Genomic DNA, 15857 nt, shown 5'->3' with positions numbered 1-15857 from the left:
CCGGCCTCGTGGCCCCGGAACCCGCCGCTCCGCGTCCTGGTTGCGGTCCATGGGGACGCAGCCGCGTTCCACCGGCACGCATGGCGAGGCCCTGCCTGGGGTACTTGCGACGCGGCGACCTTGGTACGTGCCTTGCTCTCGGCCTCAACCGGCACGTGTCCGCGGGCTGTCTCCCGCATGAACCCCCTTTGTCTGTCACGTGCCATGGGACGCGGATGAGCGGTTGGCGCGCCAGGTGGCTGCGGAGATGGACGCTGGCGGCGGTGCTGCTGGCGCAGGTGGCTCGCGCCCAGGAGCCGGCGGCCCTTCCAGCGTTCACCCTGGAGCGCCTGGAGGTGAACCCAGGCCCGGGTCCCCTGGCGACGGGCGGCGGCACCGTGCTGCGCGACGGCGAGCTGCGGGTGATGGTGCTCGGTCACTACCAGCACGAGCCGCTGACCTTGAACGCCAAGGGGGAGAACCTGCCCCTGTTGCGCAGTCGCTCGACGGCGGTGTTCGTCATGGGCTGGGGCCTGAGCTCCCGACTCCAGCTCGACGTGCGGCTGCCCGTGCTGACCCAGCGCGAGGGAGATGACACGCTCGCACAGGGAGTCATCGCGCCCACGCGACATGGTGTCGGCGCTCCCCGCGTGGGAGCTCGCGTGGGCATCCTGCGCACGGAGGACGACGACTCCGTGGACCTGGCGGCCGACGTGGGGGTCTTCCTCCCCATGGGGACCCAGGGCGCGCTGGCGCGCGAGTCGGAGACGAGCCTCCTCGCGAAGGTGATGGTGGGAGGACGGCTGGGCACCCACTTCGCCCCCTCCTTCGAGCTGGGCATGATGCTGCGCCCCACCGCGGTCATCCAGGTCCCCACGCTGGAGTCGCGTGAGCTGGGCAGCGAGCTGCGGATTGGCGCGGGGCTGATGACGGTGGGCTCGCCGCTGCGGGCGGAGGTCGCCCTCAACGCGGGCCTCTCCTGGAAGCAGGCGCGGGGCGCGGTGGAGCTGTTGGGAGGCGGTCGCTATGCACCTCGGGACGGCGTGGAGCTGTTCGCGCTCGGCGGCCTGGGCTTCGGCGCGGAGCCGGGCATCCCCCTGTTCCGGCTGCTGGCGGGCGTCTCCTTCTCGTACATGCTGGGTGAGGACTCGAGGCCGGACACGGACACGAGCATCGTCCACGAGTCGGTGCCCCTGCCCACGCCGACGCGGCGTGCGAGCGAGTTCCAGAGCGAGATGGGTTCGATGATTCCGGGCCCTGGCGAGATGTCGCCCATCGCGAACGTGTCGAGGGACCGCTTCGTGCTCGAGGGCAAGGTGTACTTCAGGACGGGCAGCACGGAGCTGCCCGCCGAGTCCGCCGACCTGGACCGCGCCGTGGAGATGCTGCTCACGAATCCCGCGGTGAAGATGATGACGGTCGACGGTCATACGGATGACTCGACCGCGGAGACGTTCAATCCCCGCCTGGGCCGCAGTCGCGCCGAGGCGGTGTGGCGCTACCTCGTGGAACACGGGGTGGCCCCCAACAAGCTGCGGCTCCGGAGCTACGGCCCGGAACATCCCGCTCAAAGCAACAGCACCCCCGAGGGTCGGGAGCGAAACCGCCGGGTCGAGCTCCTCCTCATGCTGCCGACAACCCAGGAAGCGACGCCATGAAATCATCGGGATGGATGCACCTACTGACCTGCGTCGTGGCGCTGGTCGCGCTTCCCGCATTCGCCGAGGCGGATGTCTTCGGGCTCGGCGCGGGGCGTGACGAAGCCCTGACGGTCCAGGCTCACGAGAGCCGGGTCATCAACAGCTATGCCGCGGTGACGGCGGCGCTGAACAAGGGGGACCACGAGCTTCGCGTCGACGCCGCTGAGGGCTTCGCGGCGGGTGACCTGGTGATGGTGTTGCAGACCGTGGGCGTCGGTCCCGTGCGGGCCTCGTCCGTGGCCACGTTCACCTTTGGCCCCCGGGAGCAGAGCCCCGAGGGCGTCTGGGAGCTGGCGCGCGTGGCGCGCGTGCGCGGAGGCCTGTTGACGTTGACCCGGCCCCTGCTGAACGACTTCGTGCCCTTCTCCACGCAGGTCATCCGAGTCCCGGAGTACACGAGCGTCACCATCCATCCCACCGGCGAGCTGAAGGCCCGGAGCTGGAGTGGGACCTCCGGTGGCGTGGTGGCATTCCTGGCCTCCGGTGCGCTGCACAACGGCGGCACCATCACCGCGAGCGGCGCGCTGCTGCGTCAGCAGCCCCTGGGTGATGGCGGTGTCGTCTTCTTCCGGGCGCGCAGGCTCACGGGCGCGGGACGCATCGAAGCCAATGGGCAGGCGATGCCGTGGGACCTGGGCACCGAGGGCGGTGGCGAGGGAGGAAGCATCTCCGCGCGGCTGGTGGAGAGCGCCGAGTGCGAGGCGCTGATGGCCCAGGGCGGGCCCGGGGCTCCCTCGGAGTCCTTCGGCATCGGTGAGGGGTTTGGCCCCGGAGCGGGTGGCAAGGTGCTGCTCCAGGCCGGCACCCTGACGGGCTGCCCTGTCCATGTGACGGGAGGCGAGAGCGCTTCCGGCGATGCGAGCACGAGCGTGGGTGAGCCGGGTGACGTCACGCTGGTGGAGCACTCGCTCGTGATTCCGAGGACGCCGGTCATCACCACGCCCGGCGACGGCCAGGGGATGCTGGCTCCGACGCCAGTCATCACCGGCATGGGAGACCCGGGTGCCACCGTCTTCCTGCGCATGGGCAATGTGGAGCGCCCCGCCACGCCAGAGCGGGAGTTTCCCGCCATGCTGGTGGGAGCCTCCGGAGAGTTCTCCGTCCGTGTGCCGAAGGACCTCGATGACGGCATCTATTCGCTCACCGCCCACGCCGAGTTCGAGGGGCTGAGCAGCCTTTCGAGCGACCCTGTCTATTTCACCCTGGAGGCCCTGGCTCCTCCCCTCACACCCGTGATTCTGACGCCGACCGAAGGCGCGAAGGTGGGCATCGCCGGTACGGCCTTCTCCGGCACCGCCGAGCCCTTGAGCAGGGTGGACATCCTGATGGATGGCGACGCCTATGACAGCATCGAGGCCACTGCCCTTGGGGACTGGTCCCTGCCGATTGACGCCACGCTCGACGAGGGAGAGCACACGCTGAGCGTCACCGCCACTGACGCTGATGACAGTACGAGCCCGGCCGCGGAGCGCACCTTCACCGTGGACAAGACGGTTCCCCTCGCGCCCGTGATTCTGGCGCCCGTCGACGACGCGAAGGTGGGCATCTCAGGCACCGCCTTCTCCGGCACCGCCGAAGTCGGGAGCACCGTGACGGTCCTCCTCGATGGCGCCGCTTACAACTCCACCGTCACCATTGCCGCGGGGACCTGGTCCTTGCCGACGACCACTACGCTCGCGGCGGGCGCGCACACCGTGAGCGTCACCGCCAGGGACCCCGCAGGCAACACCAGTGCGGCCGTGACACACGACTTCACCGTGGACAAGACCGCTCCCCTCGCGCCGGTGATTCTGGCGCCCGTCGACGACGCGAAGGTGGGCATCGCCGGCATCGCCTTCTCCGGCACCGCCGAAATCGGGAGCACCGTAACGGTCCTCCTCGATGGCGCCGCATACAACTCCACCGTCGCCACTGCCACCGGGACCTGGGCCCTGCCGACTGACACCACCCTCACCGCCGGCGCTCACACGGTGACAGCCACCGCCCGGGACGCCTCGGGCAACACCGGCCCCGCCGTGACGCATGACTTCACGGTGGACAAGACCGCTCCTCTCGCGCCGGTGATTCTGTCGCCCGTCGACGACGCGAAGGTGGGCATCGCTGGCATCGCCTTCTCCGGCACCGCCGAAATCGGGAGCACCGTGACGGTCCTCGTTGATGGCGCCGCATACAACTCCACTGTCGCCACTGCCACCGGGACTTGGGCCCTGCCGACTGACACCACGCTCACCGCTGGCGCTCACACGGTGACGGCCACCGCCCGGGACGGCGCAGGCAACACCGGCCCCGCGGTGACGCATGACTTCACCGTGGACAAGACCGCTCCCCTCGCGCCCGTGATTCTGGTGCCCGTCGACGACGCGAAGGTGGGCGTCGCTGGCACCGCCTTCTCCGGCACCGCCGAAATCGGGAGCACCGTGACGGTCCTCCTTGATGGCGCCGCGTACAACTCCACCGTCGCCACTGCCACGGGGACCTGGGCCCTGCCGACTGACACCACCCTCACCGCCGGCGCTCACACGGTGACAGCCACCGCCCGGGACGGCGCAGGCAACACCGGCCCCGCCGTGACGCACGACTTCACCGTGGACAAGACCGCTCCCCTCGCGCCCGTGATTCTGACGCCCGTCGAGGGCGCCGTGGTGGGGACTGCTGGAACCGACTTCTCCGGCACCGCCGAACCCTTGAGCACGGTGACCGTGGTCGTGGATGGCACCGCCTCCACCCCCGTCACGGCCAACGCCACCGGCGACTGGGCCCTGCCTGTCCGCACGGGCCTCACCCATGGCTCGCACACGGTGACGGCCACCGCCAAGGACGCCACTGGAAACACCAGCCCTGTCGCGCAGCGCACCTTCAACGTGGATATCACGGCCCCCATCGCCCCCGTGATCCTGACCCCCACCGAGGGTGCCGTACTGGGTACGAGTGGAACGGACTACACGGGCACCGCCGAGGCTTTGAGCACGGTGAATGTCCGTCTGGATGGCGCCCTCATCGATACCGTCCAGGCAGGCAGTGATGGCCGTTGGACGGTACTCGCGAGCAGCTCACTGGCCGAAGGGGCCCACAAGGTGACGGCCACCGCCACCGATGCCGCCCACAACGAGGGCCCGGCGGCCGAGCGCAACTTCACCGTGGACGCCACGCCGCCCTCCACGCCCGTGATTCTGACGCCCGCCAACAACGCGAAGGTGGGCATCGCTGGCACCGCCTTCTCCGGCACCGCCGAAGTCGGGAGCACCGTGACGGTCCTCCTCGATGGCGACCCCTACAACACCGCCGTCACCATTGCCGCGGGGACCTGGTCCCTGCCGGTTGACACCACGCTCACCGCCGGCGCTCACACCGTGAGCGTCACCGCACGGGACGCCACGGGCAACACCAGTCCCGCCGTGACGAACAACTTCACCGTGGACAAGACCGCCCCCCTCGCGCCCGTGATTCTGACGCCCATCGAGGGCGCCGTGGTGGGGACGACTGGAACCGACTTCTCCGGCACCGCCGAGCCCTCGAGCACGGTGACTGTCGTCGTGGACGGCACCGCCTCCGCCCCCATCACCGCCAGCGCCGCTGGCGAGTGGTCCCTGCCTGTCCGTACGGGCTTCACGCATGGCTCGCATACGGTGACGGCCACCGCGAGGGATGGCTCCGGCAACACGAGCCCCGCCGCACAGCGCACCTTCGACGTGGACATCGTGGCCCCGGTCGCCCCCGTGATTCAGACGCCGAACCCCGACACCGTGGTGGGCCCCGCGGGTACGGCCTTCTCCGGCACCGCCGAGCGACTGAGCACCGTGAACGTCAGTGTCGATGGACTCAGCGTTGGCACCACCACGGCCAATGCCACTGGCAACTGGTCACTGTCCGTCCGAACCGGCTTCGCCAATGGAATCCGGACCGTGACCGCCACCGCCACGGACGGGGCGAACAACAAGAGCCTCGAGGGAGTCATCAGCTTCACCGTGGACGTGACGCCTCCCGACGCGCCGGTGATTCAGACGCCCAACCCCGGCACCGTGGTCGGCGCCACCGGCACCGCCTTCTCCGGCACCGCCGAGCCCTTGAGCAACGTCGAGGTCCGCGTGGATGGTGTCCGCCTCGGCACCACCCAGGCCAGCGCGGGCGGGAGCTGGTTGATTGCGCCCCACACCTTCACCCATGGCACGCACACGGTGACGGCCACCGCCACCGATGCGCTGACCAACGTGAGTGTCGCCGCCGAGAGCAGCTTCACCGTGGACCTCCAGGCGCCCGACGCGCCCGTGATTCAGACGCCCAACTCCGCCACGGTGGTGGGCTCCGCCGGCACGGCCTTCTCCGGCACCGCGGAGAACCTGAGCAAGGTGACGGTCCGTGTGGATGGCACGCAGATAGGCATCGCCACCACCAGCGCCACCGGCACCTGGTCGCTGCCCGTGCGGAGTGGCTTCACGGACGGCTCCCACACCGTGACGGCCACCGCCGCCGACGCCCAGAACAACACGAGCGCCGTCACGACCATCACCTTCACCGTCGACATCACGGCCCCCACGCCGCCCGTGATTCAGACGCCCACCGAGAACCAGGAGGTGGGCACCACCGGCACGGCCTTCTCCGGCACCGCCGAGGCACTCAGCACGGTGAGCGTCAGCGTCGATGGCGCGGTCATCGACACCGCCACCACCAGCGCCGCAGGAGCGTGGGCCCTGCCCATCCGCGCGGGCTTCACCCATGGCGCGCACACGGTGACGGCCACCGCCACCGACGCCCTGGGGAACACGAGCGCCGTCGCGACCCGAGCCTTCACCGTGGACATCCAGGCGCCCGATGCGCCCGTGATTCAGACGCCCAACACCGTCACCGTGGTGGGCTCCGCCGGCACGGCCTTCTCCGGCACCGCGGAGAGCCTGAGCAAGGTGACCGTCCGCGTGGATGGCAACCAGGTCGGCATCGCCACCGCCAGCGCCGCCGGAGCCTGGTCGCTGCCCGTCCAGAGCGGCTTCGCGGATGGCCCCCACACCGTGACGGCCACCGCTGCCGACGCCCAGAACAACACGAGCGCCGTCGCGACCACCACCTTCACCGTGGACATCACCCCGCCCGCCAAGCCCGTGATTCAGACGCCCAGCCCCACCATCGTGGTGGGCCCCGCGGGCACGGCCTTCCTGGGCACCGCGGAGCGCCTGAGCATCGTCCGAGTCAGTGTCGACGGCACCGTCATCGCCTCTCCGACAGCCACCAGCGAGGGGACGTGGTCGATAGCGGTCCGCGCGGGTTACAGCGCGGGCGTTCACACGGTGACGGCCACCGCCACCGACGCCCTGGACAACACCAGCCTCCCCGCGGAGACGACCTTCACGGTCGACCTGACGCCTCCCGCCGCGCCCACCATCCTGACGCCGACCGTGGACACGGTGGTGGGCCAGGAAGGGACGGCCTTCTCCGGCACCGCCGAGCCGCGAAGCACCGTGAACGTCACCGTGGATGGTGACCCCCCGGTCGCCGCCCCGGTGAGCGCCAGCGGCAACTGGTCGCTGCCCACGCAGCGGGGCTTCACGGATGGCTTCCATCTGGTGTCCGCCACCGCCACGGACCCCGCGAACAACACCAGCTCGCCCACGGAGGTCCGCTTCACCGTGGACGTGACGGCCCCCTCCGCCCCCACCATCGGCAGCCCTGCCTCGGGCACCCTCGTGGGCCAGGCCGGAACAGGCTTCTCGGGCACCGCCGAGCGATTGAGCACGGTGAAGCTCCTCATCAACGAAAGCGCGTTCGCCACGGCGGTGACGGGCTCCAACGGGCAGTGGCTCGTGCCCGTCCTCACCACGCTGGCCAATGGCATCCACACCGTGACGGCCACCGCCACGGATGCCGCGAACAACGTGAGCGCCGCGTCCACGGGCATCGACATCACCGTGGACACCCTCGCCCCCGTGATTCCCACCCTCACCAGCCCGGCCGTCGAGGCCGTGGTGGCCTCGCAGCGCCCTGACTTCATCGGCACCACCGAGGCGGGCGCCCGGGTGAGCATCTTCATCGACAGCGCCTTGTCCGGCACCGTGACGGCGACGAGCTCCGGCAACTGGACGTTCGCCCCCGGGACGGCGCTGTCCGAGCGGCGGCACGACGTGCAGGTCAGGGCCACCGACCTGGCCGGGAACGTGGGAGACCTGTCGTCCGCGAGGGCCTTCCGCGTGGACGTGACGCCTCCCACCACGGTGGTCACCAAGCCGGCCCAGAACGCGACGCTCACCGACTCCACGCCTGAAATCAGCGGGACGGCCGAGGCGGACAGCACGGTCTTCATCACCATGGATGGCACCAGGCTGCCAGGTGTCATCGTGGACGGCGCGGGCAACTGGACCTACGAGCCGCCCGCGGCCATCTCCCACGGACGGCATGACATCCAGGTGCAGGCAACGGACCTCGCCGGCAACCAGGGGCCTCGCATCGTGCGCTCCTTCACGCTCGACCTGGTGCTCCCGGGCGAGCCCGCGCTGGTGGCTCCCGCGAATGCCTCGCTCGTGAACACGCGGACACCGCTCATCCGCGGCACGGCCCAGCAGAACTGCATCCTCACCGTGCGCCTGGATGGCCTGCCCCAGGACCAGAAGCCCGTCGTCGACAGCGCGGGCGAGTGGAAGTTCACGCCCACCACGGGCCTGACGGATGGGCTCCACCTGGTCAGCGCCTACTGCACGGACGGCTTCGGCCGCGCCAGCACCGAGTCCGGCTCCCACGCCTTCACCGTGGACACCACGGCGCCCGGGGCCCCGCTCGTCGTCACGCCCACGGCCGAGGCCATCGTCGGGCCGGGCTTCAACACCCTCACCGGCACGGCGGAGCCAGGCACCACGCTCACCGCGAGCCTCAATGGCCTGACGGTGGGGACGACGCAGGCCAACGAGCGCGGCGAGTGGGCGATCCAGATTGGACTGGCCATCATCTCCGGTCCGCAGAATCTGCTGGTCTGGGCCACGGACGTGGCGGGCAACACCGGGGCCCCGTCCACGCCGCGCGCCTTCGTCGTGGATATCCTCCCGCCGACGACCACCCTGAGCGGCGGACCCAAGGGCACCAGCACGCTCTCCGAGGTCACCTTCACCCTGACCCCCTCGGAGCCCGTCGCCAGCTTCAAGTGCACGCTGGACGGCGTGGAGCTGGAGGTCTGCGAGAATCCGCTGACCGTCCGCTCGCTGTCGGAGGGCACCCACACGCTGGATGTCCTGGCGACGGACTTCGCGGGGAACGTGCAGCTCGTCCCCGCCCATCACCAGTGGAACGTCATCCGTCCCAGCCTGGTGGAGGGCGGTGGCGTGGGTTGCTCCAGCACCGCGGGCGCCTTCCCGCTCGGCCTCGTGTGGCTTGCGTGGGTGGGCCTCGTCGGACTGCGCCGTCGGCGGTGAGGCGACCTCCTCACCGCCGAGGCGGGGCTTCACGTCACTGGATGGTGAACGAGCCCACGTAGAGGTTGTTCCAGGCCAGGGGGCCGAGGCTGCCGTTGTAGTACCAGCCGGAGTTCAGGTAGACGCCGATGAACCAGAACGACGAGTAGACGTAGTACGTGCCCGGAACCAGCTCGTAGGTGGTGGCGGTCGTCTGGTTGATGACGCAATTGTCATGCGAGTGGTGGGTCTGGTGCGTCTTCACCAGCTGCCCCTGCGCGTTGTAGATGTAGAAGTTCGCCTTGCTGCTGGGCGCGACGACGCCGTGGAAGGTGAGCGTCCCGCCCTGGCTGAGGGGGCTGAGGAAGCTCACCGCCGTGTAGCTGGACTGCCGGCACTTGTCCTCCGGGCGGCCTCCGTTCAGGGGGTACTGGGGCACGTTCGCGGGGATGTAGACGGGCGGCGTGGAGTTCTGCGCGGTGCTGATGGTGACGGGCGTGCTGGTGGGGCAGCCTTCACAGCCACCGCCACCGCCACCCGGATCCTCTTCACCGGGCAGGGGCGGGAGCGGCGCGCGGGCCGTCTCCTCGTAGGTGTCGGGCGTGGACTCCGGCAACGGCTCGCCGCAAGCGGACAGCAGCGTCGCGAGGCACAGCGTGGCAACGGCCGAAAGCATCAGCTTCATGGATGTCATCTCCGGGCTGGGACCTGGCGCGACCATCGCGCCAAGACGCGGTCAGGGCCGGCGGACCCGCCTGTTCCCCCCACGTCGTGCCAGGAGGTCGGCACCCCGGGATTTTCTTTGCATTTCCGGGCGGAGATTTCCTCGCGCCCCCCCCCTCGTCAGGAGGCCTGGACGGCGTCCATCACCGCGCGCCGGGCGGCCACCCAGCTCCGGGCTTCTTCCTCGGTGTCCACCATGCCGAACGGAGCAGTTTGCGTCCGCCCCAGCAGGCCCGAGGGCGGGCCCATCATGCTGGCCATGGTGCGCAGCGCGAAGCTCGCGCCGAAGATGACGATGCCCGCGTAGGGCATCACCTCGGGCGTCTCGCTCAACGCCTTGCGTGCCTCCAGGGAGATGCTCGAGCCGCGGCGCGCATCGCAGAGGAGGTAGAGCCGGGGCTGGACCGCCATCAGCTCGCGCCCCACTCCGCACAGCGCCTGGATGAGCTTGAGGTCGAACACCCCGACATGGACCAGTCGGACAAGGTCGGGCGACTCGAACCACATCTTGCTGTCACCGAACGTCCACATGCGGACCATGACGTGTCTCCTCGAGGAACCCGGAAGCAATCAGCACCGGGGGAGCGGGGGTGCTCACGCCACGACGGGTCAGCTGCTGGACGCGGTGCTCCTGGCCGAGGGCGGCGCCACGAAGCCGAGCATCTCGTCCGCGAGTCGCCGGGACTCCTCGCGCTCGGCCTCGGGCGTGCGCGCGCCCACCGCCCGGACGCCGAGCAGCGACAGGCCCTCCTCGAGGCCCAGCGCCGTCTCCACGTTGTCGAGCTGGATGCCCATGCTCTGGAGCGTCAGCGCCACGTCCGCGCCCATGCCGCACAACACCGTGCGCGTGCCCATCAGCCGGGCCGAGGCCGCCAGCCGCGCCAGCACCGCGCACAGGTGGCTGTCCACCAGCCACAGGCCGGAGATGTCCACCACCATCCCCTTCGCGCCGGTGCGCTGGATGTCGCGCAGCACGTCCGAGCAGAGCTGCGCCGCCTGCGCGTCGGTGATGTCGCCCTGGAGGGGGACGATGAGCTGGCCCCACAGCGGGATGATGGGGATGCGCGACAGGTCGCGCGACGGGTGGGGACTGTCCGGGTGGCTCATCACGGCTCCACGTCCGCCACCAGCACGGTGGCGTCATCGGTGGCACGGCCGAAGCGCTCCAGCAGAAGCGCACAGGCCGCGTCGGGGGACTGCGTTCGGACCTGCTCCAGGTCCAGGCGGAAGCTCAAGCCGTCGGTGAAGAGCGCGAGCCGGTCTCCGGGCGACAGCGGCGTGGAGACGGTGCGCAGCGTGCGGAACGCCTGACCGAGGATGCCTGGCGTGGGGAGCACCGGCACGCGCGTGCCCACCGTGCGCAGCTCCACATTGCCCACGCCGCCACAGTGGAGGGCGAGCCCATCGAAGACAGCGAGCATGATGGCCGCGCCCCGGCCGTGGCGCAGGGCCGCGTGAAGCGCCTCCATCAACGGCTCCACGGACGGGCCCAGCGACGTCTGGCCCAGGCAGCGCGAGGCCTCCGCCGTCACCTGCGCCGCGGCGGGGCCATGGCCCAGCGCGTCCACCACCGCCAGCAGCGTGTACGGCCCGTCCACGCGCACCACCACACCGTCGCCGTTCTCCACCTCGCCCACCTTCGGACGCGTCAGATGGGCGACGGACAACCTCACAACCACACCTCGAACTCCACCTGGGTGCCGGTGGTGCCCGTGTTCACCTCGAACTTGTCCGACAGCCGCTTCACGCCCAACAGGCCCAGGCCCATGCCCGTCTTGCTCCGGTAGGTGCCCGACAGCACGCGCTCCAGCTCGGGAATGCCCCGCCCGTGGTCCTCCGCGCGCACGCGCAACAGCTTGCGTGGCGCATGCACGGGGATGAGCTGGATGGTGCCGCCGCCCGCGTAGGAGATTTGATTGCGCGCCAGCTCGCTCACCGCCGTCGCGACCTTCTGGCACTCGTAACCGCGCCCACCCATCGACTCGCACAGCGCGCGCGCCGCGAGCCGTGCATGGCTGGCATCCGCCTCCGTGCGCACCAGATACGTGGTGGGCCGCGCGTCCAGCGCCATGGGCAGCACGGAGGCCGCGGTCGGCTCGCGTGCGCTCAGCCCCGAAGGAACGCTGGCCGTCCCCATGAGGGCCCGCAGGCGGGCGGCCAGGTCCGGACGACGGGCCGGGTCCACGAAGTGACGCGAAGCGGGCTCCAGCGCTTCGATGACGCGCGGCAGCTCCGCCGGGCCCAGCGCGTCGGCCGACAGTCGCAGCGACTCCAGCGTCCCTCGAAGCACGAGTCGCGCGGCCGTCTCCGTCATGAAGTGCTGCAAGACGCCCAGCAGCTGGGTACTCGTCACGCCCCGACTCACCACGGTCTCCTTGCTTCCAGCTTCAGGCGCTTGCGCGCGAACACTTCCAGGCCGCCGCCCACGCGATTGGAGACCCGGACCTCGTCGGTCAGCCTCCGCACCGCCGCGCCGCCTTCACCCAGGCTCTCGCCCGGCAACGGGCCCGGACGTCCCTCGCGGCCCAGGAAGAGCCGCTCCGGCTCCGACATGCCCGGGCCCCGGTCCAACGCGCGGATGCACAGCCAGGCGTCGTCCTCGCGCCAGACCTCCACCGTCCCGCCCGCCCGCGTGTGACGCACCAGGTTGGTGGCCAGCTCGCTCACCACCACCGCCACTTCCGCGCTGGAGGCCGCCGACAGCCCCGCGTCCCGGGCGAAGCGCCGCCCCAGCGAGGCCGCCACCACCGCGTCCACGGGGTGACGGACGACCACGGACAACCGGGACTCCAGCAAGGCGGCGGTGGGAAGTGGCAACGGCAAAAGTCAGTCCCGGAGTAAATCCCGTGGAATTACGCCAGCATGAGGCAATAATTGTGCGGGGATTGTAAAGCGGTTCACGAAGCACCCATGGAATCCCCTTCGGTTTCGCGAAAGAGGCGTCTAGAATCCTGGGTTTTTTCGTTTTACTCGCGCGCTTCACCCGCTTGCGCCGGGAAGCTCCGGGAATCCTTCGCTCTGACGCCGCGGCCCCCGCGAGCCACGGGGCGGGAACGACCCACGCGACGTGCGTGGGTGTTCAACCAGGAGAGCGCCTTTCGAGCTCAGCCGCCGTTGAGCAGATGCACCTGAAGGTCCATCCCCACGGCGAGGGTGGTGCCACGAGGCAGCTCCACCCAGCTCCCGGGGCGCTTCAGGTGACTGGCCACGACGACGGTGCGGCGGCGGCGGTGGGCGCCCACGGCGGGCTGGGACTCGGGAGAGCTGGCCGTCACGCCGCAGGGCTCGCACTCCGCGCCGCCTTCGAGTCGCGAATAGAACAGCGGCTCCTCGCCGAAGCGGCAGGCCACGAGGACGGAGCCGTTGGTGGCGACGAGGTTGAGCGTGGAGGCGCGGGGGATGCCCGCGTCCACGGAGCGCTTGATGACCTCGCGCGCGGTGTCCGCCAGCAGGCGACCGGAGACCTCGGCCTCCAGCCTGGGGTCATCGGTGCGCCCCACGTCGCGCAGCTGACGCAGGAAGAGGGCGAACAGCACCTCGCTGTCCGTCGCGCCGTGCACCTGGCGCTGCAGGTGCTCCGGCAGCGAGGCCAGCAGGGAGGCGCGCAGTTCGTCGAAGCCGCTCACGCTGCCCTGATGGGCGAACAGCCAGCGGCGCGAGCGGAACGGCTGGGTGTTCTCTTCCAGCGACGCGCCCACGGGGAGTCGGCTGGCATGGAAGAGCAGGGCCTCCGACTCGCCCGGTGGGGCGAGCCCCACGAGCGAGGGTTCACCTTCCGCGCTGGAGAAACGGCGCAGGAGGACCTCGTCCTGGGCATAGGCTCCCACCCCCACCGCGTTGGCGCGAGGCTCCGTCTGTACGAGCACCTGCCCGGCGAGCCGGTGGAGCTCGCACCTGAGCAGGTTCGGGTCTGACGTGAGGGCAGCGAGGACGACGGACATGAGGGAGAACTCCTTTGCTCCATAGATAATGACGTCGCCTCCCCCCCTCAAGCCAGCGGGCACGCCCCCTTGCCGCTTCGCTAAGTGCTTGAAATGGCTGGGCTTTACATTGAACGAACATTGACACGTCTTCCGGAGGCTCCTAACCTCCGGGCGCTTCACCGACGGCCTCGGGCTAGACCCTTCACCGGAGATGGAATGTCGGACGACATCGCAATCGGCATCGACCTTGGCACGTCGTACTCGTGCGTGTCGGTGGTCCAGGATGGCCAGCCCATCGTCATCCCCAACGAGTGGGGAGAGACGACGCACGCCTCCTGCGTGTCATTCCTCGAGGATGGCTCGGTGCTGGTGGGCAACGCGGCCAAGAAGAACATCATCACCAGCCCCGAGACGACGGTGTACTCCGCCAAGCGTCTCATCGGTCGCTACTACTTCTCCGACGAGGTGAAGAAGGCGCAGGCGGTGATGCCGTACCGCATCGTCGAGGGCGAGAACAACTCGGTGCGCATTGGCGTGCGCGAGCGCGCGTACTCGCTGCCGGAGATCTCCGCGCTGGTGCTCAAGGAGATGAAGGCCGTCGCGGAGACGTACCTGGGACGTGAGGTGACCAAGGCCGTCGTGACGGTTCCGGCGTACTTCAACGACAACCAGCGGCAGGCCACCAAGGACGCGGGCCGCATCGCCGGGCTGGAGGTGCTGCGCATCCTCAACGAGCCCACGGCGGCGGCGCTGGCGTACGGCTTCGGCCGGGACGTCAACCAGCGCGTCGTCGTCTACGACTTGGGCGGCGGCACGTTCGACGTGTCCATCCTGGAGATCGGCAAGGACGTCTTCGAGGTGCTCGCGACGGCGGGCGACACGTACCTGGGCGGCGACGACTTCGACGACCGCATCATGACGTGGCTGGCGGACGACTTCCTGAACAAGACGCGGCTGGATTTGAGGCAGAACAAGTTCTGCCTCCAGATGCTGAAGGAGGCCGCGGAGAAGGCGAAGATCGACGTGGGGCAGACGGGCTCCGCGGACATCCTGTGCGCGGGCATCTGCCAGGACGCGCAGGGCAACGTGATGGACCTGCGCCACACGCTGAACCAGGACCAGTTCAACCGGATGGTGATGGACCTGGTGCAGCGCACGTTCAAGGTCTGCGACGAGGCGCTGCAGAGCGCGCGGCTGACGGCGGCGGACATCGACGCGGTCATCCTCGTCGGCGGGCCCACGCGTTTGCCCATCATCCGCAACTCCGTGAAGCACTACTTCCAGAAGGCACCGCTGGAGGGCATCAACCCCGACCAGGTCGTGGCCATGGGCGCGGCGCTCCAGTCGCATGCGCTGCTGGACAGCAGGACGGAGACGTTCCTGGTGGACGTCACGCCGCTGACGCTGCGCATCGGCACGGTGGGCGGGTACACCGAGAAGATCATCGACAAGAACACGCCGGTGCCCATCGACCGCTCGAAGGCGTTCACCACCAGCCGCGACGGGCAGGAGAAGGTGAAGATTCGCGTGTATCAGGGCGAGTCCAACCGGGCCGACGAGTGCGAGATGCTCGGTGAGTTCGAGTTCGCGGGCTTCCGCATCGGCTATCGCGGCGAGGTGAAGATTGAGGTCACCTTCGAGATCAACACGGACGGACTGGTGAACGTGTCCGCGTGCGACACGGAGACGGGACAGAAGACGTCGACGACCATCACCTTGTCGTCTGGCATGTCGGAGGCAGACATCCAGAAGTCCATCCAGTCGAACCGCAGCACGCGCCTGGCTGGACACAACAACAACGACCTGCCCGCCGTGGCCCAGTAGACGAGCGCGATGTCCGAGCCTACCGATCCCAGCTCCGGCAAGCCGCCGGGAAGCCCGCCGGGGACACCGGCGGCTCCCGCGCGTCCCGCCATTCCGAGGATGACGGCCGCCACGCCGGGCCCCGTCGTGCCGCCCACGCCGGCGCCGGTGGCTCGCCCGCCCGCGGCCGCCCCCGCGCGTCCCTCCGCCACGGGCACCGCGCCCGCGGGTGCGCCGACGGCGAAGCCTCCGGGCATCGCGGCGCCCGCCGTGCCTCCCGCGCAGCGGCCCACGGTGTCCGTGCCCGCCATCACCGCGCCCGGGTCGCAGCGCCAGAGCGCCACGGGGCTGCCGTCCGTGGG

10 protein-coding genes are annotated in these 15857 nt (G+C 69.9%); 3 read left to right on the top strand and 7 right to left on the bottom strand.

Translation table 11 applies throughout. From position 1 onward, the window contains the following. Positions 1-215 precede the first annotated feature (215 nt). Positions 216-1637, top strand: coding sequence for an OmpA family protein (locus LZ199_RS00560; RefSeq protein WP_253991654.1), 1422 nt, complete (start codon positions 216-218; stop codon positions 1635-1637). Then, a complete protein-coding gene (locus LZ199_RS00555) occupies positions 1634-9067 on the top strand; it encodes an Ig-like domain-containing protein (protein ID WP_253991653.1) in 7434 nt (2477 codons plus the stop codon). Before LZ199_RS00560 ends, LZ199_RS00555 begins: the two co-directional genes overlap by 4 nt. A gap of 34 nt (positions 9068-9101) precedes the next feature. Here LZ199_RS00555 and LZ199_RS00550 read toward each other — a convergent pair whose 3' ends face one another. From LZ199_RS00550 to LZ199_RS00520, 7 genes are all read right to left on the bottom strand, one after another. After that, the gene (locus LZ199_RS00550; RefSeq protein ID WP_253991652.1) at positions 9102-9731 is read right to left on the bottom strand and encodes a hypothetical protein; all 630 of its coding nucleotides are present in this window, start codon (positions 9729-9731) and stop codon (positions 9102-9104) included. 158 nt (positions 9732-9889) lie between these two features. Next, complete coding sequence (locus tag LZ199_RS00545; RefSeq protein ID WP_253991651.1) at positions 9890-10309, bottom strand: SpoIIAA family protein; 420 nt, start codon at positions 10307-10309, stop codon at positions 9890-9892. 69 nt (positions 10310-10378) lie between these two features. Then, positions 10379-10876, bottom strand: coding sequence for an STAS domain-containing protein (locus LZ199_RS00540; RefSeq protein ID WP_253991650.1), 498 nt, complete (start codon positions 10874-10876; stop codon positions 10379-10381). Continuing rightward, a complete protein-coding gene (locus LZ199_RS00535; RefSeq protein WP_253992055.1) occupies positions 10876-11442 on the bottom strand; it encodes a SpoIIE family protein phosphatase in 567 nt (188 codons plus the stop codon). The genes LZ199_RS00540 and LZ199_RS00535 overlap by 1 nt, the downstream gene beginning before the upstream one ends. Then, positions 11439-12134: an ATP-binding protein gene (locus LZ199_RS00530; protein ID WP_407667152.1), complete on the bottom strand. Its 696-nt coding sequence runs from the start codon at positions 12132-12134 to the stop codon at positions 11439-11441. Before LZ199_RS00530 ends, LZ199_RS00535 begins: the two co-directional genes overlap by 4 nt. Further along, a complete protein-coding gene (locus tag LZ199_RS00525) occupies positions 12131-12544 on the bottom strand; it encodes an ATP-binding protein (RefSeq protein WP_253992053.1) in 414 nt (137 codons plus the stop codon). The genes LZ199_RS00530 and LZ199_RS00525 overlap by 4 nt, the downstream gene beginning before the upstream one ends. A 329-nt stretch (positions 12545-12873) precedes the next feature. Then, on the bottom strand, positions 12874-13710 hold the full coding sequence (locus tag LZ199_RS00520) for a class II glutamine amidotransferase (RefSeq protein ID WP_253991649.1): 837 nt from the start codon (positions 13708-13710) through the stop codon (positions 12874-12876). 198 nt (positions 13711-13908) lie between these two features. On the opposite strand from LZ199_RS00520, the gene dnaK reads away from it, so the two are divergent. Beyond that, positions 13909-15516 carry a molecular chaperone DnaK gene (gene dnaK, locus LZ199_RS00515; RefSeq protein WP_253991648.1) on the top strand — a complete coding sequence of 536 codons (1608 nt, stop codon included), beginning with the start codon at positions 13909-13911 and terminating at the stop codon, positions 15514-15516. The last annotated feature ends 341 nt before the right edge of the window (positions 15517-15857 follow it).

The sequence above is a fragment of the Myxococcus qinghaiensis genome (genome assembly GCF_024198215.1).
Classification (GTDB): domain Bacteria; phylum Myxococcota; class Myxococcia; order Myxococcales; family Myxococcaceae; genus Myxococcus; species Myxococcus qinghaiensis.
The sequence above is the reverse complement of the archived record's forward strand: the minus strand, read 5'-3'. Positions and strand labels throughout refer to the sequence as shown.

Excerpts from the sequence above, each read along its gene's own strand:
- LZ199_RS00560 (WP_253991654.1), top strand. The coding sequence starts at position 216 with ATGAGCGGTTGGCGCGCCAGGTGGCTGCGGAGATGGACGCTGGCGGCG.
- LZ199_RS00555 (WP_253991653.1), top strand. The coding sequence starts at position 1,634 with ATGAAATCATCGGGATGGATGCACCTACTGACCTGCGTCGTGGCGCTG.
- LZ199_RS00550 (WP_253991652.1), bottom strand. The coding sequence starts at position 9,731 with ATGAAGCTGATGCTTTCGGCCGTTGCCACGCTGTGCCTCGCGACGCTG.
- LZ199_RS00545 (WP_253991651.1), bottom strand. The coding sequence starts at position 10,309 with ATGGTCCGCATGTGGACGTTCGGTGACAGCAAGATGTGGTTCGAGTCG.
- LZ199_RS00540 (WP_253991650.1), bottom strand. The coding sequence starts at position 10,876 with ATGAGCCACCCGGACAGTCCCCACCCGTCGCGCGACCTGTCGCGCATC.
- LZ199_RS00520 (WP_253991649.1), bottom strand. The coding sequence starts at position 13,710 with ATGTCCGTCGTCCTCGCTGCCCTCACGTCAGACCCGAACCTGCTCAGG.
- dnaK (WP_253991648.1), top strand. The coding sequence starts at position 13,909 with ATGTCGGACGACATCGCAATCGGCATCGACCTTGGCACGTCGTACTCG.